A 26,688-nucleotide genomic window follows, 5' to 3' on the forward strand; every position below is an offset into this window, starting at 1 on the left:
ATGTTCGCTCGTATCCTCCTCAAGCGAGGAAGCAAACATGACGGGGAGAGTCCATTCTGGATTTCCTTCTCGGACCTGATGTCCGCGCTGATGGTGCTTTTCCTCGTGGTGATGGCTGTAACGCTGGTTGCAGTAACGCAGAGCATTGATGCAGCGACACGTGCGACCATCGAGCGAGCCGCGGCTATCAATAAAGTCATGGCAATGATTGCCAACGACCCAAAGAGCCGTGGCGTGGGCGTTGACCAGCAGAACTACCGTATCGACCTAGGCAAGGAGGTTCGCTTTGATAGCGGCAGTTACACCATCAGCATTCCCGCCGGTCAGTTCTTGCGAAGCTACATCCCTGTCCTACTGAAGGCAAAAGACACGCCCGAGGGCCAGCGCTGGATGCGAAGCGTCGTGGTTGAAGGCTTTACGGACGAGGATGGGACATACCTCTATAACCTACAGTTAAGCCTGGACCGAAGTCGTAGCGTGGTCTGTGCTCTGTTCCAGAGTACTTCCTCTGGTGACGCATTGAGTTCGCAGCAACTTAGAAAGGTGCAGGAGCTGTTCCTGGTTGGAGGCTATTCGTTTAACTCCATTAAGAAAGACAAGGCAGAGAGCCGACGCGTTGAATTCAAGGTGGATTTTTGGGGGTTGGACGAAAGGCAGCCAGAGGCTAGTGACGTGCTCAAAGGCAAGGAGTTCGGAAAGTGCTAGCCGCGGTCGCGCTGCAACAACTCAGTCGGGACCTCGTTGCCGCCATGGCGTCGATGGGGCTGCATTCCGGTGAGTTTGGCAAACCAGAACTCGTTGAGAAGCCAACCCGAGAAGCGGAACGCATCTTCCAAGGCTTTACAGCGGCGAAGCCCAGGAAGGAAGATGCGTATGCTGCTGCGCTGAGCTTTCTTAGAGGGAAGGAGTTGGACTCATGGCAACGAGACCTGGTGGCCTCTGCCATTGGCGAACCTATCCGCGAGCAGGATGGCGCGCTGGTGCTCGGGGCCAAGGGGTTCCCGGCGCTTCTGGGCTTGTACGAATCCGAAGCTAAGCGAGGAGACCTTTGGCGACTTACGTGGCACGGACTACTGTACTCGTACTTCAATTTCGACCCGAATCTTGCGAAAGATGATGCGACTCGGTCCGGCTGGGAGGCCCTTCGGTCATTCCTAGAGAGGACTTGGCCGCTGATGGACAAACAGGCTGGAAAAACCAAGGTCCCGGATTGGGTCAACGTCCTTCGTAAAGAATCAGAGGTACTTTCAGCTAGGCCGGTCGACAAGTATTCCCATGCATATCTCCGAGGAGATATGGGACCAACGGACCGGCTCGCTGAAGACTTGGGTATCCCGCCGTCGAGCTGGTTTTGGCACGCTCTAGTTCTGGGAGTGGTGCGACGCGCAACGGCAGAGAGCGATGCGGATTTCAGAAGACTTATTCCCCAACTACTCAAGCTAATCCAAGGGAAGCCCGGCTTCCGCGACGAGGCGTTGGAAGCCATCCTCATTCGATACCATGCCTGCAAGGGCGCTCCGCAAGATGAACGACTGCGGGACTACGTGTGTCAGCCAACGGTGTGGAAGAATCCGAAGCTGAAGGCTGCAGGGATAGCCACCGCCTGGAACAGGGTGCCCGACCCGGTATGGCACATGGTGCTCAGCTGGGTAAACGAGAGAAATCTGAAGGATTTCTTCGACATATTGGCTGCCCGAAACAACGCTGACGAAGGTCGACTTGCTTTCTGGTCCAAGTATCTCAAGCAAATAAGCTGGACGAGGTTGGTGTTTGGCGCCGATACGATGGCGCTCAAGCGAAGCAACGCCGGAATTCGGGACCTGATTGCTCGAGAGGAGGGCGCATACGCGCAGCTAACGAGCAAACCTGAGGTGGATGCCTTTATGATGCAGATTGGCTCCCATCTCATTATCGAATTCAGCAAGAAGCCGAATGCCTGCTACGTCTACGAGGCCGACCAGCTTCCGTTCGAGCCATATGACCGCCACTACGAGGGAGGTACGGGTGACCTGGCCGCCGGCTACCGCCAAGAAGTTGGTTGCGCTCTTCGAATCGTGCATCGAGAAGGCTGGGGTGAACGAGCTGAGGTCGAACTTCGTCAGTTGGGAATTCGGCCTGACCGCTCTGAGGCGCAAAGAGTCGCGACCGCTGGGGCTGCTACCACTTCAACGGCCGGAAATCGTACTACGAGTTCCGGAGCAGCAGCGGGACGGGCGACGGCCAAATTCGCAGGCCCAGATATGGCAGCGCTGCGGGCACTGGTAACTCGGTTCCGTGGTGCATCGATAGATGACAGGCGGAGCAACGCAAGCGGCGGCAGGCTTTGGGTCGAGGACCCACAGCAGAGGGCGACACTCGGCTCGGAGCTAAAGGCGCTGGGCTTCAAGTGGGCCAACAGCAGGCAGGCTTGGTATTTCCCGGAGAGCTGATGGGGCTGTTCGACGTCTTTAAGCGGGCGGCCGCAGTCAAGGCCGATAAACCGACTCTGATGACCTCCTGGACACAGGAGGGGGTGCGTATTGAATTCGCACGGGAATTGGCCGAGTCTACGGCCGACGGCTTACTCGATGCCATACATGAAGCCGGCCCGGATGACTCCATCTTGGGGGCATATCTGGCCCAGCTTGCAGCAGAAGACCGCTGTCGATTAGACCGTAAGGGCGCACTCATTCCATGGGGTGACCTCTATGACTTGCAGGGTTCAGCGGAATACGTCGGTGCACTTAAGCTACTAGGCCTTCCTCCGCAGGGCCCATTGCGTCCCGTACTTGACAGCTCGGGGACGTTATCCGGTCAAGACTTCGAGCTCATGGTGACAGGGTGGACCGACGGTGCCAAGCAAGTTCACCTAGAGCGCTTGGATGGTGCGGTGGCGTCAGTGGGTGGAGAGTCGCAGATGCTGTCGGCCGCGGCATGGGCCACGGCAGCAGAGGTGTCCGCTTTCCGCCGCCGCGATGATAGCGAAAGGACACAACACGCCCAAGAGCTAGCCTGGGGCCGAATTCGGCGCATTGCTGACCGGGCCGGAGCCCTCTATGCGAGCCCGTACCTCGAGACGACCCTTGTTCTGACACCCGACACGCTGCGTCTTCCCCTTTCAAAGCACGACACACCGTTCGGGCGGGTACTGACCGTCTCTCCAACATTTGAGGGAGCTCCCGACGGTTGGTTGACTGCCTTCGATGGGTTCAACTCGGTTCAACCCCATTACGACCTCACGCGGGGCTCCGGGCGCATACGAGTCGTTATCAGCGAGCCAGTTCGGAAGGTGCTCAACGTCATCAAGCGGGAGATGCCTGGTCGCCGCGTAGCCGGAGCGAAGGCTGAGAAATTTGTCCACAATCCGTTCGCATTCCTTGGTGACGCAGCACACGAAGTACTAAAGACGGATGAGTTCGAGGCAGACCGAGCGGAGGCCGGCGCGGTGGCGGCGGTATTCAACATTGTCGCTAGGACCGAGCATGGCCGGCTAAATGCGGTCGAACTGGTGGTCACGGAGCATTTCGGGGACGGTTCGGCTCGAACTGATTGCAAAGCGTGCAAGACGGTTGACGAACTGGATGCGTTCCTCCTGACGCTCAAGGAAGCGCTGGAGCAAGACCGGGAACGGTTTCCCTGGGACGAGTACGACCTGACCCTCGATGCAGAATCGACCGTGCAGCTTGAGCAGGGACTTCAGTTGGCCCACCTCTGGCGTACACAGCCAGCCGAGCGAATCAGCTTCGACGACGTCTATGAGCTAGACGGCTATAGTGGACGTGTCGAGGGGATTGGCGCAGCTAAGCCCATCTACGTTACCGTTTTCCAGAAGGAGAAGAAGGACGAAGGGGATAGCGGCTGGCTGCCATCGGACCTGACGCCGATGGTCAAGGTGACCCTGCAAGGGCACGAAGGCCAGGTGCTGGTGCCTCTCACGAAGGAGTGGGTGCGGGACTTCGACAAGCAGGTGCAGGAGGCGGAGGAAAAGGGGCTTCCAGACGTCAAAAATTCCAGTCTGCCGACTCCGATTGCCACCGCACAAGCGCGGACGCTCGCTGATAGTTTCAAGAGTATGGTCGAAGCCCAGGAGAGAGTTGAAGAAGAGCATGCCTCTCAGGCGAAAAAGGAGAAGAAGGCCCGTCAAACGCTCTTGGTCAAGACCAATTTCCATGACGTTGACTATTTCGAGGAACGCAGGACATCGCTGGCGCTGCCGGACGACTGGCAAGCCCAGTTGCCCAAGTGTCTGCGACCTGGCATTGAGCTCAAGCGGCACCAGCACTACGGTGTGGCTTGGTTTCAGCATCTGGTTTCGAAGGCTCCCGCCGAGTGCCGTGGAGCCTTGTTGGCGGACGACATGGGGTTGGGGAAGACACTGCAACTGCTGTCGGTACTCGCTTGGTACTACGAGGGCAATCCCAATGCCGCTCCCTCGGTCATCTTCGCACCCAAGAGCCTTCTCGAAAACTGGGCCAACGAATCCAAGAAGTTTTTCAATGACTCCTTTCCGGAAGTCTTGGTTCTTTACGGCGATGAACTGAAGGAACGCAAGCAACCGCCTAGCCTCATCGACAGCCAGCTCCGGGACAAGGGCATTGAGGACCTGCTGAAGCCAAGCTGGGTCGGAACGGCGAAGGTCATCGTCACCACGTACGAGGTACTGACTTCATACGAGTTCTCGCTGGCCAAGCAGCCTTTTGCATTTCTCATTTGCGATGAGGCGCAGCGCATCAAAACCCCAGGGACGTTGGTCACGCTCGCCGCAAAAAAGCTGAAGGCCGATTTCCGCATCGCGTGTACGGGTACACCGGTGGAGAATTCGCTGGCCGACCTTTGGTGTCTATTTGACTTAGTCCAGCCGGGCTTGTTGGGTGCTCTGGAGGACTTTGGCAAGACCTATCGGCGCCCGATTGAATGTGAGACCGAGGAACAGAAGGACACACTCAAGCGTCTCCAGACTGCCATCGCACCCCAGACATTGCGTCGCACGAAGGCTGACATTGCGGCTGACCTGCCGTTGAAGTACTTCGCGATGAAGAAGGCCGCGCAGACCAAGCTGGAGTTTAAGCCTGCACTTGACACTGAAGAACGTCTGGAAATTGCTCTCACAGAGCACCAGCGCATCCTCTACAAAGGTGGCTTGAAGAAACTTCAGGACGCCGCCAAGGAGTCAAATGGGCGAAGGCGCGCGCAGTTGTCGTTTGGTGCGTTACATCTCATGAAGGCGGTTTGCGCCGAGCCTTACTGTCTGCCGGGCACGAAGTTCCTCGTTGACAGGTCTGGACGAGAAGCGCATCTTGCCAACTCGCCAAAATTGGATTGGCTTCTTGAACATCTCGTTGAGGTCAAGGCGGCAGGTGAAAAGGCCATTGTGTTCACGGAGCTTCGCGAGGCTCAGGCAGCGTTGTACTACTTCCTCAAAGAGACCTTCGGTATCCGCCCGTACATCATCAACGGCGATTCTCAGGGCCGTCAGGGATACATAGACAAGTTTTCGTCAAAGCCGGGGTTCGACGTCATCATTCTGTCTACCCTTGCCGCCGGCGCTGGATTGAACGTTACCGCGGCAAATCACGTTTTCCACTTCACCCGCGCCTGGAACCCTTCCAAGGAGGCGCAAGCGACCGACCGGGCGTTTCGCATTGGGCAGGAGCGGGATGTCTTCGTGTATTGCCCGACCGTAGTTGCCGACGACTTCAACACATTTGAGGTCAGATTGGACGAGCTTCTCAAGCGCAAAGCGGGTCTGGCGGGAGCAACCCTCGATGACGGAGGGTTGACGGCTATGCTGAATGGCGCCGGCAAAGACGCAAGCTTCAAGGAGCTCGTTGAGGAAGGTGGCGCTGGCGAAGCCATCCCGAGGCGGTATCTCACAATGGATGATGTCGACCGCATGGATGGTGAAGCATTTGAGGTCTTCTGCTGCATGTTGTGGAACAAGCAAGGATTCCAGGCCACCGTGACGCCCAAGAGGGGTGGGGATGGAGGAATCGACGTGGTTGCTCTGAAGGGCCGAGAGGGAGAGCTGCTCCAGTGCAAGAGCTCGAAATCGGCCGAGGTTGGATGGGACGCCATCAAGGAGGTAACTGCTGGCGCTGCTCGCTATCAAGCGCGCTTCAGGGGCACCAAGTTCCGTAGGGTCGCAGTGACAAACCAAGCCTTTACCCGTGCCGCGGTGACTCAAGCTGAGGCGAACCAAGTCTCGCTTGTGACTAGGTCGCGCCTCGAAGAGCTTTTAGGTGCTCACCCGGTTTCTAATCATGAGTTTGATGAAGTCTTGCAGGACCTCAATCAGTTCTCGACTGACGTGGTCTAGTCGCACACGGTTTAAGCGGCGCTAATTCCGTTAGCGAGTTGTTCAAGCCACCGCCTTCTGGCAGAGGTATCATCTCGTTCGGCCAAGAGTCACAAGAAACAGACGAAACTAAAGAGACGACCAATGGATGCAAATGCCATCGCGCTGCTGGACATCTTCGAAAGGAAGATGCGACTTGAAATCCCAATGTTCCAGCGGCAGTATGTATGGGGGCAGGAGCATCAGTGGGAGCCTCTCTGGGAAGACATATCGCGCAAGTTCACTGAGTTCATTGAGGACCGCCGGGACGCGCCAGTCCACTTTCTGGGTGCAATGGTGCTGGACCAGAAGCAGACGCATGTTGGTCGCGTCGAGCGTCGGAGCGTAATCGATGGCCAACAGCGTTTGACCACGCTGCAGATTTTCCTCGCGGCATTTCGCGATTTCTGTCGCGAGGAAGGCCTCGACGAATTCGCAGAGGAGTGCGAGAAGTACACACTCAACTCTGGCCGGATGGCTGAACCCGAAGTCGAGAAGTTCAAGGTCTGGCCGACTCTCTCCGACCGTTCGCAGTTCATCGACGTGCTGACGGCGGGTTCGAAATCATCCCTCGAGAAGCTTCATCCCCTCACTCGTCGTCCGTACGCGAGAAAGTACAATCCCCGGCCTCGCATGGTTGAAGCGTATCTTTTCTTCCATGAGCAGATACTTGCCTACTTCAAGGGCTCGCCAGACGAGCCTCCGATTGGCGAAGAAATCGCGATGGAGCATCGCGTCGAAGCATGCTTCGAAGCGCTCAAGACCGCACTGAAAGTCGTAGCGATTGACCTGGGCGACGGAGACGACGCGCAGGTCATCTTCGAAACGCTTAATGCGAGAGGCGAGCCGCTTCTGCCGGCGGACCTTTTGCGAAACTACATCTTCTTGCGGGCCGCGCGATATGGCGAAAAGCAGGAGGAGCTCTACGAGCAGTACTGGTCAACATTTGATGAACCCTTCTGGCGCGAAGAGGTGACACAAGGTCGCCTGCGTCGGCCCCGAAGCGACCTTTTCATCCAGCACTATCTCGCCAGCAAGCAGGCGAGGGACATCCCAATCAAGCACCTATTCGTCGAATATAAGCACTGGGTCGAGCGTGAGAAGCCTTTCTCAAGCGTCCAGGACGAGCTTTCGGAACTTGCCCGGCAGCGCGACAATTTCCGGAAGATTTCAGTTTCTCACGAGTCTCCCTTACTTGGTGACCTGGCTCATTTCCTGAACCTCTTTGATGTCAGTACGGCCTACCCGCCGTTACTGGCAATGCTTGACTTGGGCGCCAGTGACGCTGACATGGCGGAAGCGGCCAAAATGCTCGAGAGTTACCTTGTGCGTCGGGCTGTTTGCGGTGGTGAGACGAAGGCGTACAACAGAATCTTTATGGCTCTTACGCGGACAGTACGGAGCAAAGGGGCTACTGCCGAGGTTGTCCGCGAATTCCTGACGGCGCTCCGAAATGCGACTGATGAATGGCCCAGCGACGATGCTGTATCCGCAGCTTGGATGAGCCGCAATGCATACCAAACTCTCAACAATCTGAGGTTGACACACGTTCTGTGGCGCATCAGCGAAACGTATCGGTCGTCCAAATCGGAGAACGTAAGCACCAACTCTCCGCTTACGGTCGAGCACATTATGCCGCAAGGTTGGGTACCTTACTGGCCGCTCGCAGACGGCTCGCAGGGCGTTGAGCATGCGTGGTTCGCCGACGAAGCAGCGCCGGGAGTGGGCGAGAGCCGGCGCCGAAACGAGCTGATTCAGACGTTCGGTAACCTGACGCTTATCACTGGAAGTCTCAACAGTGCCTTGAAGAACAGTGGTTGGGCCACCAAGCGCGCTGCGATTCTCACGCACTCTGTGTCACCGATAAACGGAGTGCTTAATCGCTTCCTCACCTGGGATGAGTCGACAATTGAAATACGCGGACGCGAACTGCTGGACCGTGCGTTGATGCTTTGGAGCAGAGGCTAAGCTTGGTGAGACTGGATGAGAAGGGCGCGGGGCCATCATGGGAAATCAAGTTCGATGACTATTGATAAGCTCACGGCTCAGCCTTTAGAAGCTGTAATGATGGCGAGGGAATGCGAGCCGGCCTCATACACGTAGGCTCGGCATAGAACTCTTGGCCGCCAAGCAGAAGGAATCCACCGTGGAGCAGCCACAATGAAGGAGAAATGCGAGACGTGTGGTTGCACGCCCCGCGCACCACGCCGTCGCTGCTCCCAGTGTGGCAAGCTCGTTTGCGTGAGCAACTGCTGGTCCAGGAACAGCAAGACTTGCGCGTCGTGCACGCCAGCCCGCGACCCAAAAAACTTGGAGGAAAGCGGGCTACGCTGCAAAATCTGCAAGACGTCGCTCAAGCCGGCTGACAGCAGGTGCCCTAAATGCTTCTGGCAGGTGATTTGAGCACAAGGATGTGAATTCGGCGAGGGTGAGAACCCGTTCTCCAAAGCTAGCGGCAGAGGTATTCGGCAGAGCCACAGACCCAGCCCAGGTGTAGTGTGACCCTACCGACCCTCTTCGCGCTATGCACGCGGTTTAACTCGGCATCGATGCCAAACAACGCAGCAAACGCCCGGTAGTCTTCAAACCAATCGTGCGCCTGACTAAATGAGTGTACGAGCATCAGTGCGTGGCTGGCGTTAAACCGCTCTGCCTCGATAATGGCCGAAGCAGTCCTGTGCAGCAACTGATACCGTATTGACGACGGCGTTTCGCTCAAGCCAAGTGTCCTATTGAGAAATTGAAGCCGGATATGTTTTCCCGGAGTTTCCGGCTCCAGCCACTCAGCCACCGTGCGGCCAAACGGCTCGGCTACTTTTCCTTCCACTGCGATGGAAACCAGTTCGACATCCCGCTTGCCTAATACCCAGACGTCGTTCTGCGATTTGGTACTGCCTCCAGGAAGGGCGACTTGGTGCTCTGGGATGCCGAGCAGCATGGATGTTCCGCGGAGACTTTCGCTAGTGTTCAAGACTTCGGAAACCTCTGGCGGAAAGCCTTCGGCCTCTTGCCAACAGTGGGCAAGACTTCGAGCCGAATATCCAGTTCGCCAATGCTTTATGGGGTCGCCAAGAAATTGAGCCCAGTCATCGGCGCCATTTGCCGGGATATAGATTCTCTTCATTGATTGGCGGTTCTGGGGCGAGCATGAGAGCAACATACACCCAGCATGCATCGCCGTGCTGCGAGGTAAGTTGGGTCGTCCACATAGGCTTGTCCAATCGTGCTGACTACGTAGAGGAAAGCGTGTACAGCAACGCTGACCTCCCTATCTGTTTGTGCAGCAACAGTTACTTACACGCGCTCTTGACTGACGCACATTGTGCGCGCACAATGTGCGTCTACATAAAGACCGGGAGACTGTGCCATGGCGTGGTTGTACTCATATCCGGCGTCGCGCGCGACGCACGCGGACACTCAGGCGGTTTTTGACATTGAATTCATCAACCGGAGCGTCCAGTCCGCGGCGGACATAACAATGCGTCCGCGAGCAGGCTCGAAGAAAACATACACGGCGGCAGAACTAGCGGCGTTGAAGGATGACTTCTGGGTTCACTTCGTCAGTGAGCAGCGCAGATGCGAAATGCGTATGCTTATAGAGAATGACTTCACTGGGGATAGGCATCTAGTGGCTTCGGTGATTTCAGAGATGACGGCGAAGAAGGTGTCAGCTCGTACCGTGCAGGCGTGGCTCATTGAATCCGGGAAGCCGAGCAGCCGACGGTGCCCGGAGTGGGCGCTAAAGGCACTCATTGACTATCAGTCCAAGCCAGAGAACGCGGAGCGGCTTCGTGCGCGCCGAGAATACGAAGCAACTCGCTCACCCCAGCGAGAGCGAACTGCAATGGACGTTCTCGACAAACATGCGGTGCAATTTGCAACCAATAACATCGAGGCAGAGCAACGAAGACGTGACGAGTGGCGGAATGCGAGCTACTCGCAGATGCCAGATATGCTATTCGAATTCGAGAAACATGCGAATGGTTATCTCCGTTATCTGCAAATGCATGTCATTGAAATGATGATGGCGATGAGAACGAGCAAAAGTTTCGATGAATTCAAGGAAAAGACACTTGAGGCCATAAGCAATAAGGAATCAGAAGACTTCTTCGTCCGCGAGGCCCGTCTTGCCATCGAGCGAGCCACAGATGAGTTTGCTGACGACGAGGGCGTGCTAAAAGAGTAGGTGATTCTTACGCATGGTGGGGCGCTATCGAAGCCCCCACCTGAAGGCAGAACCCAATGATGAGACCATTGCAGCCCCTTCGGTCTTCGCTAACGTCGAGGCCCGACTCCCTTGAAGGGATTTGAATCCTGGCCCGGAAGAGCCGCCGCCACCCAAGTTATCGCGACCCCGAAACCGGCAAGACCTGGTCAGGCGTGGCCGCACACCCGCTTGGCTTGGCAAGCGACCCGAGAGCTTCCTCATTGCGGAGGAAGCGTAAGGAAGGCGGGCTCCCTCCTACGTGACCCGGTTGCATCTGCAGGCAATACTTTGCCCGTAAAGCCAGAAATTGGTCATAGCAGGTAGAATCTTGCCGCTTAATGCGGAAACTCGGAGGCTGGCACGCTTCGTCTTGGCCAGTTCCTCCTATGCTTGTGGTCCGCCTTGTAGTGACCGGGTATAAAGCGACCGAGTATGTCAGCAATCAAGCGTTCGGCGGGTCTAGTTGTGATGCGTAACGTTGATGACCAGTGGCACTGCCTCATCCTACGCGCGTATCGGAACTGGGACTTCCCGAAAGGGCAGCCCGAGCCCGGCGAAGAACTGTTGCAGACGGCACTGCGCGAGACCACGGAGGAAACCGGGCTGTCTCACCTGGAATTTCCTTGGGGCGAGGACTATCGGGAGACCGAGCCATACTCGAAAGGCAAGGTCGCACGCCTCTATCTCGCGCTGTCGAGCCAGGGTGATGTGAGTCTCCCGGTCAGTGCCGAGCTTGGTCGCCCGGAACATCACGAGTTTCGGTGGGTACCACTTGATAGAGCCCAAGAGCTGTTGCCACCACGGTTCTGGCCGATGCTGCGTTGGGCACAGGGTGTCGTGGGTACCACGAGCGTTTGACTTGGCCCGCGGCTGTCATCCCAGTAGCCAGATGTCCGTGGAACCTGGCGTTCAGGACGCTGGAGATAGTGCAGTCTGGTCGGGTAGAAGAGAGCCCGGCTTCCGTACTCTTCTTCTGCAATGAGGAGGCGGCCTGGTCGTTCGCCGAGGCACGCAGATGCGGCCGCGTCCTGACCTGGTCTTGCCGGTCTCAGGGCGTGATTTTTTGGAGCTAACGGCTCCCTTGGCTCCTCGGGTGCACGGTTTCCGATAGCGCGTATGCCGCTGAACATCCTACGTTCGTGCTGCCCCGAGGTGGTTTGCGGACCTTGCTCTTAGTGCCTCATATAGCTGCGCGGGCCCGAGCAGAATCTCTTTGAGCCCTTCCCGCACCCTCTCCGAGCCGAGAGCCTGTGTGCTCATTGTATTGTGAGCGTCGAGCGCATCCATGATGGCGTGCAATAGCGCGTCTTTGAGGTCCGGTGAGTTGGCGAACTGCTCTTTGCTATTGCTCATGGCCTGCTGAACAAGCGTCTCGTTTTCAAGCAGCTTGCCCTTGAGTACGCCGTTGACATACACAAGTTGGTCGTCATCGGTGAGGTCACCTTCGAACAGACCGTTGACCTTCTGAATGATTTCGTCGAGGAAAGCCTTCTGCTTGTCCTGAACCGCTCCGCTGCCGACGGCGTCCATCGGGGGTAGCTTGGGAGCTTCGCCATGATTCAGGCTCAACGGCTGGCGGCCTGTATTCCTGAGGCTGTGGTGGGTTAACACGACCTTGGACAGGTCAACGGTATCGCGTTCTCGGCCGAACTCCAGCAGCGGAATAAGTCGCTTGTAAAACAGGAAGCGCTTCTCAATGTCCGTGTTCCCGTAATCGAAAATCTGCGACAGGAAGGCATACAAGCGCACAAAGGCGCCCATATCGTTCTTGAACAGGACCAGTGCATCGAGTGTGTCCTCAGCCGCGTGCGCGGCCTTATCCTCCTGCTTGGCTTCGGCGGTTGCCTTGTCCTCCTGCGCTGCCTTGTAACGCTTGAGCAGACGGTCGGCCACTGGCGCTATGGCAGTGCTCAACTGCGCCTGCGTGCCTTTCGGGTCCAATTCAACCTTCGCCACACGGTCGACCTCAAAGTCATCGTAGTAACCAGCGGCATCAAGCTTGGCGCGCAGGTCGTAGACATGATGCGGGTCGGTGGTGGCCTCCAATTCGGCGGTCTCATAGTAAGTCTTGAACGCCTTCAAGATGTCGCCGGCCCCGTTAACGAAGTCGAGGATGTAGGTAGTGTCCTTGCCAAGATGGGCGCGGTTTAGCCGAGACAACGTCTGCACGGCCTGGATGCCCCCGAGCATCTTGTCGACGTACATGCCGCACAGCAAAGGCTGGTCAAAGCCGGTCTGGAACTTGTTGGCAACCAGGAGCAGGTGATACTCGGGCTCGGCGAATGCGTCACGGATGTCGCGCCCCTTGAGGTCTGGATTCAGGTCTTTGCTGGACTCGGTGACCGGTGCCGGGTAGCTCTCAGGGTCGTCAATTTCACCGGAGAAGGCCACCAGCACGCCCAGTGGATAGTTCTGTTTCTGGATATAGGCGCGAATCGCCTTCTGCCAACGCACGGCTTCCTTACGGCTGCCTACCACGACCATTGCTTTAGCCTTGCCCTCCAGCAGAGGCTGAACGTTCTCTCGGTAGTGTTCGACGACGATTTGCACCTTCTGCGCGATGTTATACGGGTGCAGCCGGACCCATTGCATGATTCCCTTCATCGCGGCACTGCGCTCGACCTCCTTCTCGTCGTATTCCTGTCCATCATGGGCCAGCTTGAACGCGAGCTTGTAGGTCGTGTAGTTCTTCAGGACATCGAGAATGAAGCCCTCCTCGATGGCCTGGCGCATCGAATATACGTGGAAGGGCTGCGGCAGCCCGTCCGCCCCGAGCCGGCCAAAGAGCTCCAGCGTCTTCTGCTTGGGGGTGGCCGTGAAAGCCACGTAGGTCAGGCCCTTGGCGCCGGCGCGTGCTTCCATTTGGGCCGCAAGCAGCGCTTCGGTGTCGATTTCGCCGCCATCCTGCAGCTCGGCCCACTCTTCAGCCGACAATAATTGCTTGAGCTTGGCCGCCGCCTCACCAGTCTGCGAGCTGTGGGCCTCGTCGGCGATGACGGCGAAGCGCTTGCCTTCGGTCGCAGCTAGGTCCTGCACCGCCTGCAGGGCGAACGGGAAGGTCTGGATGGTGCAGACGATGATTTTCTTGCCATCCTTAAGCGCCTGGCCCAATTGGGCGCTCTTGCTGCCGTGCTCGTTGGTGACGGTGGCCACCACGCCCGTGGTGCGTTCGAAATCGAAGATAGCTTCCTGCAACTGTGCGTCGAGCACCGTGCGGTCGGATACGACCAGCACGCTGTCGAACATTTTCTGGTGTTCGGCGTCGTGCAGGTCGGCAAGGAAGTGGGCAGTCCAGGCAATCGAGTTGGTCTTGCCCGAGCCCGCCGAGTGCTGAATCAGGTACCGTTGACCAGCGCCTTGCGCCAACACATCGGCCACCAACTTGCGTGTTGCGTCGAGCTGGTGATAGCGAGGAAAGATGACGCTTTTCAGTTGTTTCTTGTCGTCGCGCTTGCCAATCAGGTAGCGGTGCAGGATGTCGAGCCAGCTCTCGCGCGCCCATACCTCTTCCCACAGGTAGGCGGTGGCGAAGCCATCGGGGTTCGGTGCGTTGCCAGCTGCGCCTGCTTTGCCTCGGTTGAACGGCAGGAAATGCGTGGCCGGACCAGCCAGACGGGTGGTCATCATGACCTCCGTCTGGCTCACGGCGAAGTGCACCAGCGCCCCGCCTGGGAAGCTCAGCAGCGGCTCTGCTTGCCCGCCCCTGGGCAGGGGATGCCGGTCGAAGCGGTATTGGTCCACCGCATCCTGCACGCACTGCGTGAAGTCCGACTTCAGCTCGGCAGTGGCCACCGGAACGCCGTTGACGAAGAGCACCAAATCCAGCGCATCCTGCGGATGGTTCGGCGAATGCCGCACCTGGCGTATCACGCGCAGCCGGTTCGCGGCGTAGTGCTGCTGAATGACTGGATTGATGGCCAGCGCAGGTTTGAACTGCACCAGCGAGAGCGGCTCCTTCAGTCCGAGCATTTCCACCCCACGGCGTAGAACGTCCAGCGTGCCACGCTCGTTCAGACTCTTACGCACCCGCTCGGCCAGACGCTCCTTGAGGGCAGGGCCATGGGTCTTGGTCAGGCGCTGCCACGTATCTAGCTGGGTCGCCTCAATCCACGCCAGCAGGTCAGGCAAGAAGAGTGCGTTGGCGCGGTCATAGTGGGTGGCATCAGCTTCGGCATACAGCCAACCGTTGTCCGCCAGGGACTGGCAGAGTTCTGCTTCGAAGTGGTGTTCCTGGTGCAGGTTGCTCATGGTTGACCCGTATGCGTTCGATGTTCTTCTTCGATGGGGCAGGCGGGGAGTGCCGCCTAGCCTTCTGCGTAACTGCGCTCTAACAGCGGCTTGGCTCGTTCGAGGTCGGCCAGCTTATGGAGGGTCAATTCGAGGTCGCCGGTGCCCCAGTGACCGACCTGGCTAACATCGCGACTGAAGCCTTCCTCAAGCGCAACCGACGCCGGGTCGAGCTTGAGCGTGATGAGTACGCGATTCGGGTAGGCAATTACGCAGGCAAAGTTCTTCAAGCGCCGGAAGGCGGTATAGAGTTTCAGGCGCTTTTCCTGCACGTCGTCGCCCAGGGCAGTCAGGAAGCTAGTCGTTTGTGCGTACAACTCGCAAATCTCTGGCGTGGCCAGCGCAAGCTGCTCTTCCAAGGACTTATCTTTGCCTGTCGGTTTCGGCTTGTCCGGCTCGGCGGGTACTCCGACAGGGACCGGCTTGACCACCGTGGCGTCGGGAATGGTTTGGGCGTTCACCAGTTCCAGCAACAGCAGGTCCTCACCGAATAGCTTGTAGCGAATCAGTTCGATATTGCGCGGAATCTGCTGCACAGCGTGCTGGTCATAGCGCGTGAAATCGGCGGCAATGCACAGCAGACGGGTGCCAGCCCACTCGATTTGCTCAGCCACAGTTTTTCCGAGCTTTTCCATCACCAACCAGCGGAACTCCGCCTGATGGTCCAGTAGCCAGTCCAGATAGAACAGGCCCTGATTGATGACGTTCTCGTTGCTGTGGCGCTTGTACTCGATGATGACGGGGCAACCGTTCTCATCGAGGCCTAGCGAATCGATGCGACCCTTGTGCGTCTTGCCTGTAGCGTATTCGCTGGCCAGAAAACGCACGCCGAGAAAAGTCGGCATGTTCGCCTCGATGAGAGCTTGCAGTTGCTTTTCCAGCTTCGCTGCTTGGCTTGATAGCTCGTCTGCGGTGCCATTGAATAGGCGGAACAACTGGATGTCGCTCATGCGGCCAGCTCCTGCGGCACTGCGTCGCGCACATCGATTTTGCCGGTAACGGCGGCAGCAATCAGGGCACTGCGGCGTTCTTTGATTAGGTCGATTGTACGTTCGACTTCAGCTCTGAGGACGTCGAGTTTGGCGGTCTCGGCGTCGAGAAAGGCGGAGATTTCCATCTCCTCTGTTGACGGCGGCTCAGCAAGAATGTAGTTCCTGATGGTCCCGACATTCACGTGAGGCGACGTTGCCCCGACGGTATCCATCTGGCCTTGACGATAGGTACTCAGAGAGTTGAGTTGCCACATCAGATAGCGTGGACACGTTGAAGGGGCTGCCCGAAATTGCATCATGCGTTGTCCGAGGCAAAACAAGTCGTCCTCCGGTACTTGTGCCGCGAAGCCCCACCGTTCGCCTTCCCTTCCATACACAATGTCGTCCTTGGCAAGGGACTGCCGCCTGATTCGATTCTGATATTCGACCTCATTCACCAAGTACATCTGGCTAGTGTCGAGAGACCCATCGCTGGTGTCAGCCGTTCGGATAACTTTGTATGAGCCGTCATCGTCATAGACAGGTGTCTCGTGCGGACAGTCCACAATCAGATTGGCTGCGTACTTAAGTCGAGTGATGCGCCAATGCGCCGGCACTTCTCCAAGCCATGCGACGCCGGAATCCTTCTTCGGCGCGTCGGGGTTAAGGCCGCGGGTGACGGCGTGGAAGATGGTAGCCTGGCGCTTTTCTGCCAGCAGGGTGAGGAGCTTTATCTGCTCGGCAATCAGCGCATCAATCTTGCCAGTTTCGCGTAAAAGGAAGGCGGCGATTGCTCTTTGCTCGTGTACGGGCGGGAACGCCATCGCGAAATCGCGAACGAAATCATCTGGCACACGCTTTTGCCCGCCAGCCCCGTACATTGCACCTTCTCCCTGCTTTCTGAATACGGAAGAAACGAATATCCAGTGCAGGTAGTCACTCAGGGTGCTTTCGTGCTGGGGGCGTGCGACAATCAATTCTGTCGTGCCAAAGCCAATTCCGCCGAGCAGTCCTCGCATAACGGCACCTTTACCGTTTTCGAAACAGGGCGTAATCTTCGCTAGGACAATATCATCGTCGCGAAAGTAGGTGTAGCCGACCTCTACTTGCGCCAGTGGCCGGCTTTGCTCGATGATGATAGTGCCGTCGTCTCCAATCGCTTCCATAGGAAGAAACGACACTTCAGTCTCCCGGTCCAACTGCGCAACCTCGCTCTTCGACGGATTCAGGCGTGCAACATAGCGAAGTCGTTTAAGCTCCCAATGAGCTGGGACGTCGCCGAGCCACGTTACGCCGCTGTCTTTGTAGTGTGGATAACGCAGCAGGCTCATTCCGCCAACTCCTCAAGCATCTTCATGATGTTGATGGACACGGTCTTCAATTCCTCATCAATCGTGTGCAAGTCTCGCGGCGGTTCAAACACGTAGAAGTGCCGATTGAACGGGATTTCATAGCCAACCTTGCTTTTCTCGTCATCTATCCAGGCATCCGGCACGTGCGGCAGCACCTCGCGCTTGAAGTAGGCGGCGATGTTATCGGTGAGTGGCACATTCTCAGTATCGCGCAATGCGCTATCCGCCTGCGGCTTGCCCTTTTTCTTGCCTTTGACACCCAGTACCAACTGGCCCTGCTCGTCTCGCAGCGGGCGCTCGACAGTGATGGTGGTATAGCCGAATTCTTCGTTTTTGAAGATGCGAGAGATAGGCGACAGCTTGACCTGGCCGCCCGCAGGCGCATCAGGCATGTTTGCTGTGGCGGCCACTACATAACGACCGACTTCTTTGCCTTCAGCGTCTAGCACTGTGGCGAGCTCCGCCTCAAGGAAACCGCCAAAAAGCCGAGTCACCATGGCGATATGCTCGTCGCTCATTTCCTTGCGCTTGCTGCCCAGACTTTTGCGCATCTTCTGCCAGAAGCTCGAGGCGTCGATGAGCTGGACGTAGCCCTTGCGGTCATCCGGTTTCTTGTTCGACAGAATCCATACGTAGGTGGAAATTCCCGTGTTGTAGAACATATCGGTCGGCAGACCGACAATGGCTTCTACCAGGTCGTTTTCCAACACATAGCGGCGGATTTCGCTCTCCCCGCTGCCGGCCCCGCCAGTGAACAACGGGGAGCCGTTCAGCACGATGCCGAAGCGGCTGCCACCCTCTTGCGCGGAACGCATCTTGGAAAGCAGGTGCATCAGGAATAGCATTGAGCCATCGGACACGCGTGGCAGGCCGGGCCCAAAGCGCCCGTCGAAGCCTTTCTGCTCATGCTCTTGGCGCACCGCTTTCTCAACCTTCTTCCACTCGACACCAAACGGGGGATTGGAGAGCATGTAGTCGAACTTGCGGCCGCCGTGGCCATCGTCCGACAGCGTGTTGCCCGCGACGATGTTGGCGACGTCCTGGCCCTTGATGAGCATGTCCGCCTTGCAGATGGCATAGGACTCGTCGTTGAGCTCCTGGCCAAACATGGTCAGGCGGGCCGCGGGGTTGTGCTCCAGCAGGTATTCGCCCGCCACCGACAACATGCCGCCAGTGCCTGCCGTGGGGTCGTAGATGGTACGCACCACGGCATTCCCAGGCGTGAGCACATCGTCGTCCTCAATGAACAGCAGGTTGACCATCAGCCGGATGACCTCGCGCGGGGTGAAGTGCTCCCCGGCAGTTTCGTTCGAGATTTCGGCGAATTTGCGAATCAGCTCCTCGAAGACCAGCCCCATTTGGGCGTTATCCACGGTGGACGGAAGGAGGTCGATATTGGCGAACTTTTCCGTCACCAGATAAAGCAAGTTGGCCTTGGCGAGGCGCTCAATCTGGCTGTGGAAATCGAACCGCTCAAAGATGTCGCGCGCCGCCGGTGAAAAACCCTGGATGTAGGCGTACAGGTTCTGGCGGATATGGTCCTGGTCCCCCAGCAGCTTGACCAGGTCGAGGGGCGAGGTGTTGTAGAACTTGGAGTCGCCGACCAGCCGCAAAAGGAAAGGCTCAGGGTTGAGGCCGGCCTTGGACTTGGCGGCGAATTCGGCGAGCACTGCCGCCTTGGTCGATTCCAGTACGCAGTCCAACCGTCGAAGCACCGTAAACGGTAGGATGACGCGACCATACTCCGATTGTTTGTAGTCGCCACGCAATAGGTCAGCAACGGACCAGATGAATGAGGATAGTGCTTGGTGGTTCATTTATTCTAGGACGTTGGGCTTCGGGGTCTCGCAGCCGATTTATGGGGCGCGGATGCGCCATGGATTTTACCTTGCGGGGGGGCAATCGGTTTGAGCGAGGGCCAAAGACCCGGGTGGAAAGCTCCTTACGAATTTGACGTATGCACAAAAGAGACACCTCCGATGGCAATCAATCCCAGGGCGGAAGCATCGAGTCGCCCTCAGGCGTTGTCAGTCGCGAATCGCTCTACGAACTTGTCTGGTCTGAACCGATGCTAAAAGTGGCCGCCCGGTTCGAGGTCTCGTCCAGCTATATGGCCAGGGTATGTACATTGCTCAATGTTCCCCGTCCCGAGCGTGGATATTGGGCGAAGTTGGCCGTTGGGAAGGCGCACCCGAAGCCGAGTCTGCCCGACGCTCGTCCTGGGGATGAGCTCGTGTGGGCTCGGGGCGACGCTCAGTGGGGAACTAGGCGCCTACTCCCACAACCGCCCTCAGACGAGCCCAGCCGGCGGACCCAGCGCATCAAACGGACAAACACCGAGCACGCCCTAGTTACCGGCGCCAGGGTACTTTTTGAAGAAGGCCGGGTCACCTACGGCGTCGGGTACCTCAAGCCAAGAAAGAGGTTGCTTGTCGACATACTCGCCACCAAGACAGGCCTTGATAAGGCGCTGTCGTTTGCAAATGAGTTGTTCCTCGCCTTGGAGGCAGGTGGCTATCGGGTTGTCATCGCACCTCGTGGAGAGCATCTCACGCGAAGTGATTTCGATGAGCGCGAAGTCCCTCGGAAGGATAATCGCTACCGTGACAGATGGTCACCCGGCCGCTGCACGGTTGTCTACGTCGGTACGGTCGCCATCGGACTCACGATTTTTGAGATGTCAGAAGAGGCAGAAGTGAGGTACGTAAACGGTGAATACGTGCGACTCAGTGAGTACGTTCCTCCGAAGCGGCGACGTTACGTTTCTGACCATGGATGGACCAGCAAACAAGATTTGCCAACCGGCCGCCTTTGCTTGCAGGCTTACTCTCCATACTGGCGTGCGGAGTGGAGTCGGCAGTGGCGGGAGAAGCCGGGCCGTGACATTACGGGTCTCATTCCAGTCATTGTGAAGGAACTGAGACAGTCGGCTCCCGAGGTCGCTAGGTTAGCTGCGGAGGGCGAGCGGCAAGCTGAACTTGAACATCAGCGCTGGGAAGCCCAGCGCGAGCAATGGCGCCGAGAGGAAGCGGAAAAGCGAGCGGCGAAGGCATTGAAGGACAGTACGGAGGAGCTCCTTCAAATCACTGACGGCTGGGCTCAGTCGAGGCGATTGGCCGACTTCTTCTCCGATGCCGAACGTGGATTGAAAGGCCTGGGCACCGATGAACAGAACAAGATGCGTGAACGCCTAAGACGAGCTCAAGAGTTAGTTGGCAGCGTCGATGCACTAGAGCGCTTTCGCTCGTGGAAGGCACCTGAGGAGCGCTAGTAATGGACCTCCGCGAACCTGCTGGCGTGCACCACAATGCCTGCCGGCCCTATCCCCGTATGTGGACACGGCTCGCACTGCGCTGCATGCGGATGGCTACCTCGGCTTCAGGTAGAGCTGTTTTTGGGACTGACCAGGTACAGCACGCTCTTCCGTGACGAAAATGTCTCCCCTTGCCTTGACCAAATCCGACAGCTTTTTGAAACCGTAGACCCGGGAGTCGAAGTCGGGCTGTAATTTTGTCAGGTAGCTGCCGAAGGTTCCCAAATGTGCCCAGCCACTCTCGTCGGACGATTGTTCGAGGGCAGAGAGCATGAATTCCCGAGGGTAGGCGGAAGTCTGCGGAGCTGCAGCGGTCGGCTGAGGCGGAGTAGCTGGGATAGCTTCCTGCTTCGACGCGGCGACTCCTTCGGGTTCTACTTGGGAGGGGCGAAGCACCTCGGTGAGTATGAACTTGTGACACGCGTTACGAAAGGCATCAGGAGTTTTCTGTTCCCCGAAGCCCAATACCATGAGCCCCTCTTCCCGTATGCGTGTTGCCAGACCTGTAAAATCACTGTCGCTGGTCACCAAGCAAAAACCATCGAACCGTCGGGTATATAGCAAGTCCATAGCATCGATGATGAGGGTGCTATCTGTCGCATTCTTTCCGGTGGTGTAGGCGAACTGCTGCACCGGTTTGATAGCGTACTTCTGGAGTACCTTCTTCCAGGACGAACTATTTGGGGAGGTGAAGTCACCATAGATGCGCTTCACGGACGCTTCGCCAAATCGCGCGATTTCAGCAAGAATTCCTTCGATAACGGCCGCTTGGGCGTTGTCGGCATCTATGAGGACAGCCAGACGTGAGGTCGGTTCCTCGGTTTCGATTTTTGCGACGATTCTGGGGGATACCATCACATGATTCGAAGAGTCCACGAAGGCTCAAGCATAATGCATTTGAGCGACTGACCACAAAGTGTTCAGGAGTTGTGAGAGCCGAGCCTACCATCCTCTTGGCTGCGCTCCAAGATGAAGGCGAACATGGTGCGGTCCGCCATAGAGCTCCCCAGATTCCGAATGCCCGGCATCGTTCGGCTTACGCATTCTTCCTTCAACCAGCGTGAGAATAACGTTGCGCGACGGTCTCTAGGGTGGCTGCCGAGAAGCACATAACGAGCCGAAGCACGACCTAACGGTCTTCGGTCAGCGTCTGCAAGGAACGGCCGTCAGTCTCTTCGATTCTTACTTTGCCATTCCACCAAAGAGCGATGGTCTTTTCGCTGCGAACAATCGGGAAGCCACGAGCGACCTCACTACCTTTGTCCATCAACACGTAGCAGAACTCCTTCTTTTCCGCGGCGGCTTCACCCCCTCGTTTGTTGACGGCGCTTTTTTCTGCTGCCGCCCGCGTACCAGCGTAGTGGCCCAGGCCTGACACTGACATGAGGGCAACCAGCAAAATGACTGGTAGGTAAATGAAGAACATGATGGCAAGGGTAAGGTCACGCATCACCCGATGGGGTGAAGTCCCCCGGGCTCGGAGTGGCATGAGTCGCACAAATTTCCCCATTTCCCTCTGGTTGCCCTTGCTAAGCCCCTTCGACTGCGGGTGTACGGTCATGCGCCCCGCATTTCAGCGGGGGAACAAGAGATTCGCATCGGTCCAGCACGGACATGAGACTGCAACGGATTGCATTGACGCGCTTTGTCGGTGCCGCCCCGCCAGCAGTGGGGTGAGCACCGCATCTATTCGTGGGCATAATGGCTGCTCCTGTCACGATGCAAGCAGTCTGCCTTTTCCATGTCCACAATCACATCGATTCGAAGGCTCACAAACTACGGCATCTTTCGAAATTTCGATGGCACGAAAACGCAGCCGTTTGGAAAGCTCAATCTCATCTACGGATGGAACGGCAGCGGCAAGTCCACGCTCTCGACGGTGTTCGAAGCACTGCAGCTTCGAACTCCATTGTCGCAAACAAGGTTTCCCAACGCTGAGATTCAAATTGACCTGGCGGAAGGTGGCCCGATTACTGGAGCAACGGTCTCCAACTGTACCCTCAATATTCACACCTTCAATCAAGGCTTCATCAAGAAGAACATTGATTGGGACAAGTCAGTGAAGGGAATTCTCCTGGTAGCCAAGGAGAAGATTGAAGAAAAGAAGGCTCTGGACGCCCTGCGCAAGGAGCTTGAACAGGTCACCACTCAGGAACAGCAACACGTCAAGAAGGCCGGTGAGCTCGACGCCGCCATCTCCAAGTTCCTCACCGACAGCGCGAAGCGGACCAAGACGAGCCTTCAGGTCATCGATGTAAGCGACAACCGTTACTTCAACTACAACAAGACAAAGCTCGAGGATTTCCTGGGCAGTCATGCCTCTGCAGTGAAAGACGTTGCTTCCATCCTCTCGACAAAGGACCTGGCAGCTCAAACTCAAGCGGCGAGGCCCGAACATCGTCCAAACATAGGGGTATCGTTCAATCAGGTGCAGTTCGAAAGCTTTACCAAGGCATATGAACGACTGACAGACCTCCTTGGAGCAAGTGCAGTCAATACCGCCATCCCTCGCCTCACCCAGCACTCTGGGTTGCAGACGTGGGTTGCGAGCGGCATTGAACTGCATCAGGAGCTTTCCAGCGAAGCCTGTGAGTTCTGCGGCGGCGCTCTCCACCCGTCAAGATTGCAAGAGTTGCAGGCGCACTTCAACGAGGAGTATAAGAAGTTCCAGGAACGCCTCAGCTCAGCAGACTCTTGGTTGCATGGCAAGTATGTCGACGTTTCCGCATTGCCGTCGGAATCCGACTTCTATGACGAGTTTCGCGGCCCCTACCAGGGCGCGGCCACCAGCTTGCGGACTGCAGTGCAGAAACTCAACAATTGCATCGGTGAGTGGCACGACGCCCTGCGCGAGAAGATTTCCAACCAGTTCAATACGAATCTCCAGGTTTCCCCCTTACCTCACGACCTGATTGAATCCGTCCAGGCAGGCATGAATGCCGTCGCCGCGCAGGTCAACGCGCATAACAAAAAGACAGCGAACTTCCAAGCAGAAACCAAGAAGAGCAAGGAACGCCTCGAGCTGCACTATGCGGCTGTTGAGGCGAGAGACTTCGGCTATGTTGACAGGTGCAATGAGCGCGACGCCGAGAACAAGAAGCGAGAAGAGTCTGCTACCGTCCGCCGAAAGCTGGAGCAGCAGGTCAGGCAGCTCGAGCAATCTCTGTCGAGTGCTGGCATTGGCGCCGAGCAGTTCAATGCGGCTCTCCACCGCTTCCTCGGTCGCTCCGAAATCTCACTGCAATTTAAGCCTGAGACCGGCGGATACGAAATCGTTCGTCACAACGGGTCTAAGCACGACGGTAACCTGAGCGAAGGCGAGAAGACAGCCATCGCCTTCGTCTACTTCATCACGAAGTTGACTGAGAATGACAACCGCGTCGAGGACTCCATCATCGTCGTCGACGACCCCATCTCAAGCTTCGACTCGAATTACCTTTTCCATGCCTACTCATACCTGCGTGCAAACTGTGAGAAGGCAAAGCAGCTCTTCGTCCTAACCCACAATTTCAACTTCTACAAACTGGTCCGCGACTGGTACGCCAAGGCCAACAGCAATCGAGTGCAAAAGGGCAAGGACCCAGCCGCCTTTTTCTATGTGCTCGAGACCGACAACGCCCTACCGCGATGCTCGCAGCTCACGAACGCGAACGAAACACTGGTCAGATACCATTCCGAGTATCACTACATCTTTTCCCGGCTGCACCAGTTCCGAGAACATGAGTCCTTGTCGATTGAAGACTCGTTCCTCTCGGCGAATCTCGCCCGGAAGCTCCTGGAAGCATTCCTATCGTTCAAGTTCCCACGTCAGCGCGGCGACATTGCGAGCTTGATGGCCGCGGCGATTCAAGGTTGCAAGACGACGACTGTAGAAACCAAAGAGCGCATCTACAGGTTCATCAACAAGTACTCGCACAGCGACTACATTGAAATTGACTCGGATGCATCCGAGAACCTTCACGGAGAGAGCCGAAACGTCATCGCCCTAATCTTCGAATGGATGGGAGAGCTTGACCCGGTACACCTCGCCGAAATGGAATCTGTCGTAAAGGGCCCGAACTAAAGCGAAGTTGAGACAGCGCTACGACTTCAGCGCAAGTTCTCCTCGCGGACACCCGATAGGCAAGAGGTTGCGAACACCTAGCGGCGTAGCGACTCGCCCGTCCAAGGCCTCCCGCCCCTTTGTTTATCGCGCTGGATGAGCGGGAGAAGCTCATACGCTTGCAACCGAGCGAGGACTTGCCGAGTCGAAGTGGGGGGGGGCAACCAGTCCGGCCAAAGCGGCCGACTCCACTCCGTACGTACGAGCCGCACGAGGGGCAGGTGTACCTGGACCCGCGTAGCTGGGACGACCGTACCCGCTCAGCGGCCGCGCCGCACAACGGGCAATTTGCTGGTTGTGGGAGCCTGGCTCAGAAGTGCTAGCGACGTGACGGGTGCAACACTAATGGCCCAACTCCGCAGTCCGTCGGAACCGCAGAGAGCACCTCCTGCGCCATCTCCGGCCGGTCAAAAAGTCCTGCCAGTCGGATGCGTAAGCACAGTCCATCGGCGTGGGGTCTTCCTCAATGACGGGGCACCCTGAATACTCAATGCGTTTGCGGAAGAGCGTTGCTGCTGGCTCAGGTATTTCGCACAGGTGAACGTAGTCGGTGTTACCGTCGGTGTTACCTGAACGGTGGATAGGAACACTGAGGGGCTCGGGGCGAGGTGGGAGTTCCTCGGTCCCGGTCAATCCGACTGCAAGAGCGCGCGACGAGGTCAAAGATGGACGCTGCGTGCCGCGGGTAGGCATGCAGGGTTCGTTTCTCGCCGTGCTCGCGCTGGTCTTCGCGCAGCTGCACCACGTAGTCGGGAGTGGCACTGCGCTCGAGCCTGCCTATGTAAGCGGTTGCTATCCCCCTGGCCGAGCCGTTCTGGCCGACAACTTCTACAGTGACTCTTAGCATGATGAGCTCCAACGAACAGTAGTAATGGGAGATTCGAGTTGCCCCAGTATCCGAGGCCACGGGCCTCCATCTCACAAGCGGCCATGGTGTTAGGTCTGCTCGCAGCTATCCATTGCGATGGAAGTCATCGTCCCCACCCACGTCCGGCATTGCTGCCAACGCTTCCTTGAATGTCGGCTTCTTCTTCCTGGGCTTGCTTGCCCGCTGTCGTGGCTTTGCCTGCCTTGTAAGCATCAACGGGTTGATGGTAGGGACAGGCGCAATCATGTCGAGCCATCCTTCGCGGCCCAAAGCTCTAAGCACTGTGCAGAGGGTGCGCAATGACGAACCGTTGCCCGCCTCGAGATTCCGCAGGGCCCGCACGCTGATGCCAGCGCGCTTTGAGAGGGTAGCCTGGTCGATGTTGCGATGGATGCGGTAGGTCCTCAGATAGCTTCCTATCTCGGCCTCCATTTCGTCTAGTGTAAGGTGCCTGCGTGTCATCGCTTGGCCCAGGCTCCGGCGAGCCATGAGTGAGTCCACTGCATGCGATGTCGAGCGCCAGAACTCATACTTGGTCGCGCCTTTCTGCTTCGCCGCGCGATAGTGCGAATACTTGACGGATGCCATCCTCTGGTCGCCGGTAGAGCGCGGCCATAACGCATTTGAGTCGCGAGGTCATGGCTGTGACCTGCGCAAGATGGCCTGCAGCCGATTTGTGCTACGGCTCAAGGTCATTCTCCCAATGCTCTAGGTACCTTGTAACCGAAGCCGGATTTGAGAAGTCGAGCAAGATGAATTGTCCTCCCCCCAATCGGGCTAGGAACTTGAAGAGTTCAATACGCAACCGAGTCATGATTTCCGGTGTCGCCGCTTCATTCATGTCCCCTCCCGCAGCGCCCCATAAGCCTTGGCGATATAAAAGGTACTCGAGGTCTGGGTCATCTTCGAGGCCTCGTGCTTCGTAGGCATAGACAACCTCGCCGTTCTGGTCTTCGGGTATCTGTATCAGAGCGCAGTCCTTCTCGAGCCACTTCAGCCCGATGGCAACTGCCTCCTGCAAGTCGTTTGAGAAGTACCAGGTCACACTATCGTCGGGGTCTTCGATTGCATAGGTGGGATAGCCAAAGCGCGTTCGGCTGGCCAGGAGCTCGTCCGGGGTGCGGCACGTTGCCTTTCCCAAGGCGAGAACCACCGGCGGAATGTCCTGGACGATGCGTCCGAGGTGAAGGGCGGGCTTAGGCACGTAGCGAGAAGACGCCGCTCCGCTTTCGTCATCGCGGCATGACATGTTGCGCTCTCCAGATACATGGTTCC

General features: G+C 57.3%; 17 protein-coding genes and 1 pseudogene. 9 read left to right on the top strand and 9 right to left on the bottom strand.

Annotated features, from left to right (window positions below):
* The 4 genes from ACIGJC_RS04455 to ACIGJC_RS04470 all read left to right on the top strand — a co-directional run bounded on the left by ACIGJC_RS04455 (nucleotide 1) and on the right by ACIGJC_RS04470 (nucleotide 8,281).
* Nucleotides 1-705 (top strand): flagellar motor protein MotB, encoded by a 705-nt coding sequence (locus tag ACIGJC_RS04455; protein WP_483710818.1) that lies wholly within the window; start codon nucleotides 1-3, stop codon nucleotides 703-705.
* A complete protein-coding gene (locus ACIGJC_RS04460) occupies nucleotides 699-2,429 on the top strand; it encodes an EH signature domain-containing protein (protein ID WP_483710819.1) in 1,731 nt (576 codons plus the stop codon). Before ACIGJC_RS04455 ends, ACIGJC_RS04460 begins: the two co-directional genes overlap by 7 nt.
* Complete coding sequence (locus ACIGJC_RS04465; protein WP_483710820.1) at nucleotides 2,429-6,295, top strand: SNF2-related protein; 3,867 nt, start codon at nucleotides 2,429-2,431, stop codon at nucleotides 6,293-6,295. Before ACIGJC_RS04460 ends, ACIGJC_RS04465 begins: the two co-directional genes overlap by 1 nt.
* A 123-nt stretch (nucleotides 6,296-6,418) precedes the next feature.
* Nucleotides 6,419-8,281 (top strand): DUF262 domain-containing protein, encoded by a 1,863-nt coding sequence (locus ACIGJC_RS04470; RefSeq protein ID WP_483710821.1) that lies wholly within the window; start codon nucleotides 6,419-6,421, stop codon nucleotides 8,279-8,281.
* Between the two features lie 481 nt (nucleotides 8,282-8,762).
* Here the strand turns inward: ACIGJC_RS04470 and ACIGJC_RS04475 are convergent, their stop codons facing one another.
* Nucleotides 8,763-9,437, bottom strand: coding sequence for a DUF6946 family protein (locus ACIGJC_RS04475; RefSeq protein WP_483710822.1), 675 nt, complete (start codon nucleotides 9,435-9,437; stop codon nucleotides 8,763-8,765).
* A 243-nt stretch (nucleotides 9,438-9,680) separates the two neighbouring features.
* Here ACIGJC_RS04475 and ACIGJC_RS04480 point away from each other — a divergent pair, with 243 nt between their 5' ends.
* The 3 genes and pseudogenes from ACIGJC_RS04480 to ACIGJC_RS04490 all read left to right on the top strand — a co-directional run bounded on the left by ACIGJC_RS04480 (nucleotide 9,681) and on the right by ACIGJC_RS04490 (nucleotide 11,378).
* Nucleotides 9,681-10,499 (top strand): hypothetical protein, encoded by an 819-nt coding sequence (locus ACIGJC_RS04480; RefSeq protein ID WP_483710823.1) that lies wholly within the window; start codon nucleotides 9,681-9,683, stop codon nucleotides 10,497-10,499.
* 152 nt (nucleotides 10,500-10,651) lie between these two features.
* Nucleotides 10,652-10,758: pseudogene (locus ACIGJC_RS04485) on the top strand (H-NS family nucleoid-associated regulatory protein); the annotation flags it as partial.
* A gap of 194 nt (nucleotides 10,759-10,952) precedes the next feature.
* A complete protein-coding gene (locus tag ACIGJC_RS04490) occupies nucleotides 10,953-11,378 on the top strand; it encodes an NUDIX domain-containing protein (RefSeq protein ID WP_483710824.1) in 426 nt (141 codons plus the stop codon).
* Between the two features lie 273 nt (nucleotides 11,379-11,651).
* Here ACIGJC_RS04490 and ACIGJC_RS04495 read toward each other — a convergent pair whose 3' ends face one another.
* The 4 genes from ACIGJC_RS04495 to ACIGJC_RS04510 are packed head-to-tail and all read right to left on the bottom strand — an operon-like array spanning nucleotide 11,652 to nucleotide 18,947.
* Nucleotides 11,652-14,768 (bottom strand): type I restriction endonuclease subunit R, encoded by a 3,117-nt coding sequence (locus tag ACIGJC_RS04495; protein WP_483710825.1) that lies wholly within the window; start codon nucleotides 14,766-14,768, stop codon nucleotides 11,652-11,654.
* 56 nt (nucleotides 14,769-14,824) lie between these two features.
* Complete coding sequence (locus tag ACIGJC_RS04500) at nucleotides 14,825-15,757, bottom strand: DUF5655 domain-containing protein (protein ID WP_483710826.1); 933 nt, start codon at nucleotides 15,755-15,757, stop codon at nucleotides 14,825-14,827.
* Complete coding sequence (locus tag ACIGJC_RS04505; RefSeq protein WP_483710827.1) at nucleotides 15,754-17,109, bottom strand: restriction endonuclease subunit S; 1,356 nt, start codon at nucleotides 17,107-17,109, stop codon at nucleotides 15,754-15,756. Before ACIGJC_RS04505 ends, ACIGJC_RS04500 begins: the two co-directional genes overlap by 4 nt.
* Complete coding sequence (locus ACIGJC_RS04510; protein WP_483710828.1) at nucleotides 17,106-18,947, bottom strand: type I restriction-modification system subunit M; 1,842 nt, start codon at nucleotides 18,945-18,947, stop codon at nucleotides 17,106-17,108. The genes ACIGJC_RS04505 and ACIGJC_RS04510 overlap by 4 nt, the downstream gene beginning before the upstream one ends.
* A 608-nt stretch (nucleotides 18,948-19,555) precedes the next feature.
* On the opposite strand from ACIGJC_RS04510, the gene ACIGJC_RS04515 reads away from it, so the two are divergent.
* A complete protein-coding gene (locus ACIGJC_RS04515) occupies nucleotides 19,556-20,401 on the top strand; it encodes a hypothetical protein (protein ID WP_483710829.1) in 846 nt (281 codons plus the stop codon).
* Between the two features lie 96 nt (nucleotides 20,402-20,497).
* Here ACIGJC_RS04515 and ACIGJC_RS04520 read toward each other — a convergent pair whose 3' ends face one another.
* Together ACIGJC_RS04520 and ACIGJC_RS04525 are read right to left on the bottom strand one after the other, a co-directional pair.
* Nucleotides 20,498-21,298, bottom strand: coding sequence for an NYN domain-containing protein (locus ACIGJC_RS04520; RefSeq protein WP_483710830.1), 801 nt, complete (start codon nucleotides 21,296-21,298; stop codon nucleotides 20,498-20,500).
* 274 nt (nucleotides 21,299-21,572) lie between these two features.
* Nucleotides 21,573-21,893 carry a hypothetical protein gene (locus ACIGJC_RS04525; RefSeq protein ID WP_483710831.1) on the bottom strand — a complete coding sequence of 107 codons (321 nt, stop codon included), beginning with the start codon at nucleotides 21,891-21,893 and terminating at the stop codon, nucleotides 21,573-21,575.
* A gap of 291 nt (nucleotides 21,894-22,184) precedes the next feature.
* Between ACIGJC_RS04525 and ACIGJC_RS04530 the strand changes: the two genes are divergently transcribed.
* Nucleotides 22,185-24,506: an AAA family ATPase gene (locus tag ACIGJC_RS04530; RefSeq protein ID WP_483710832.1), complete on the top strand. Its 2,322-nt coding sequence runs from the start codon at nucleotides 22,185-22,187 to the stop codon at nucleotides 24,504-24,506.
* 991 nt (nucleotides 24,507-25,497) lie between these two features.
* Here ACIGJC_RS04530 and ACIGJC_RS04535 read toward each other — a convergent pair.
* Together ACIGJC_RS04535 and ACIGJC_RS04540 are read right to left on the bottom strand one after the other, a co-directional pair.
* Nucleotides 25,498-26,001 carry a helix-turn-helix domain-containing protein gene (locus ACIGJC_RS04535; RefSeq protein WP_483710833.1) on the bottom strand — a complete coding sequence of 168 codons (504 nt, stop codon included), beginning with the start codon at nucleotides 25,999-26,001 and terminating at the stop codon, nucleotides 25,498-25,500.
* Between the two features lie 91 nt (nucleotides 26,002-26,092).
* Complete coding sequence (locus tag ACIGJC_RS04540) at nucleotides 26,093-26,662, bottom strand: transposase (protein ID WP_483710834.1); 570 nt, start codon at nucleotides 26,660-26,662, stop codon at nucleotides 26,093-26,095.
* Between the last annotated feature and the right edge of the window lie 26 nt (nucleotides 26,663-26,688).

The sequence above is a fragment of the Cupriavidus sp. C3SS-1 genome (genome assembly GCF_057073755.1).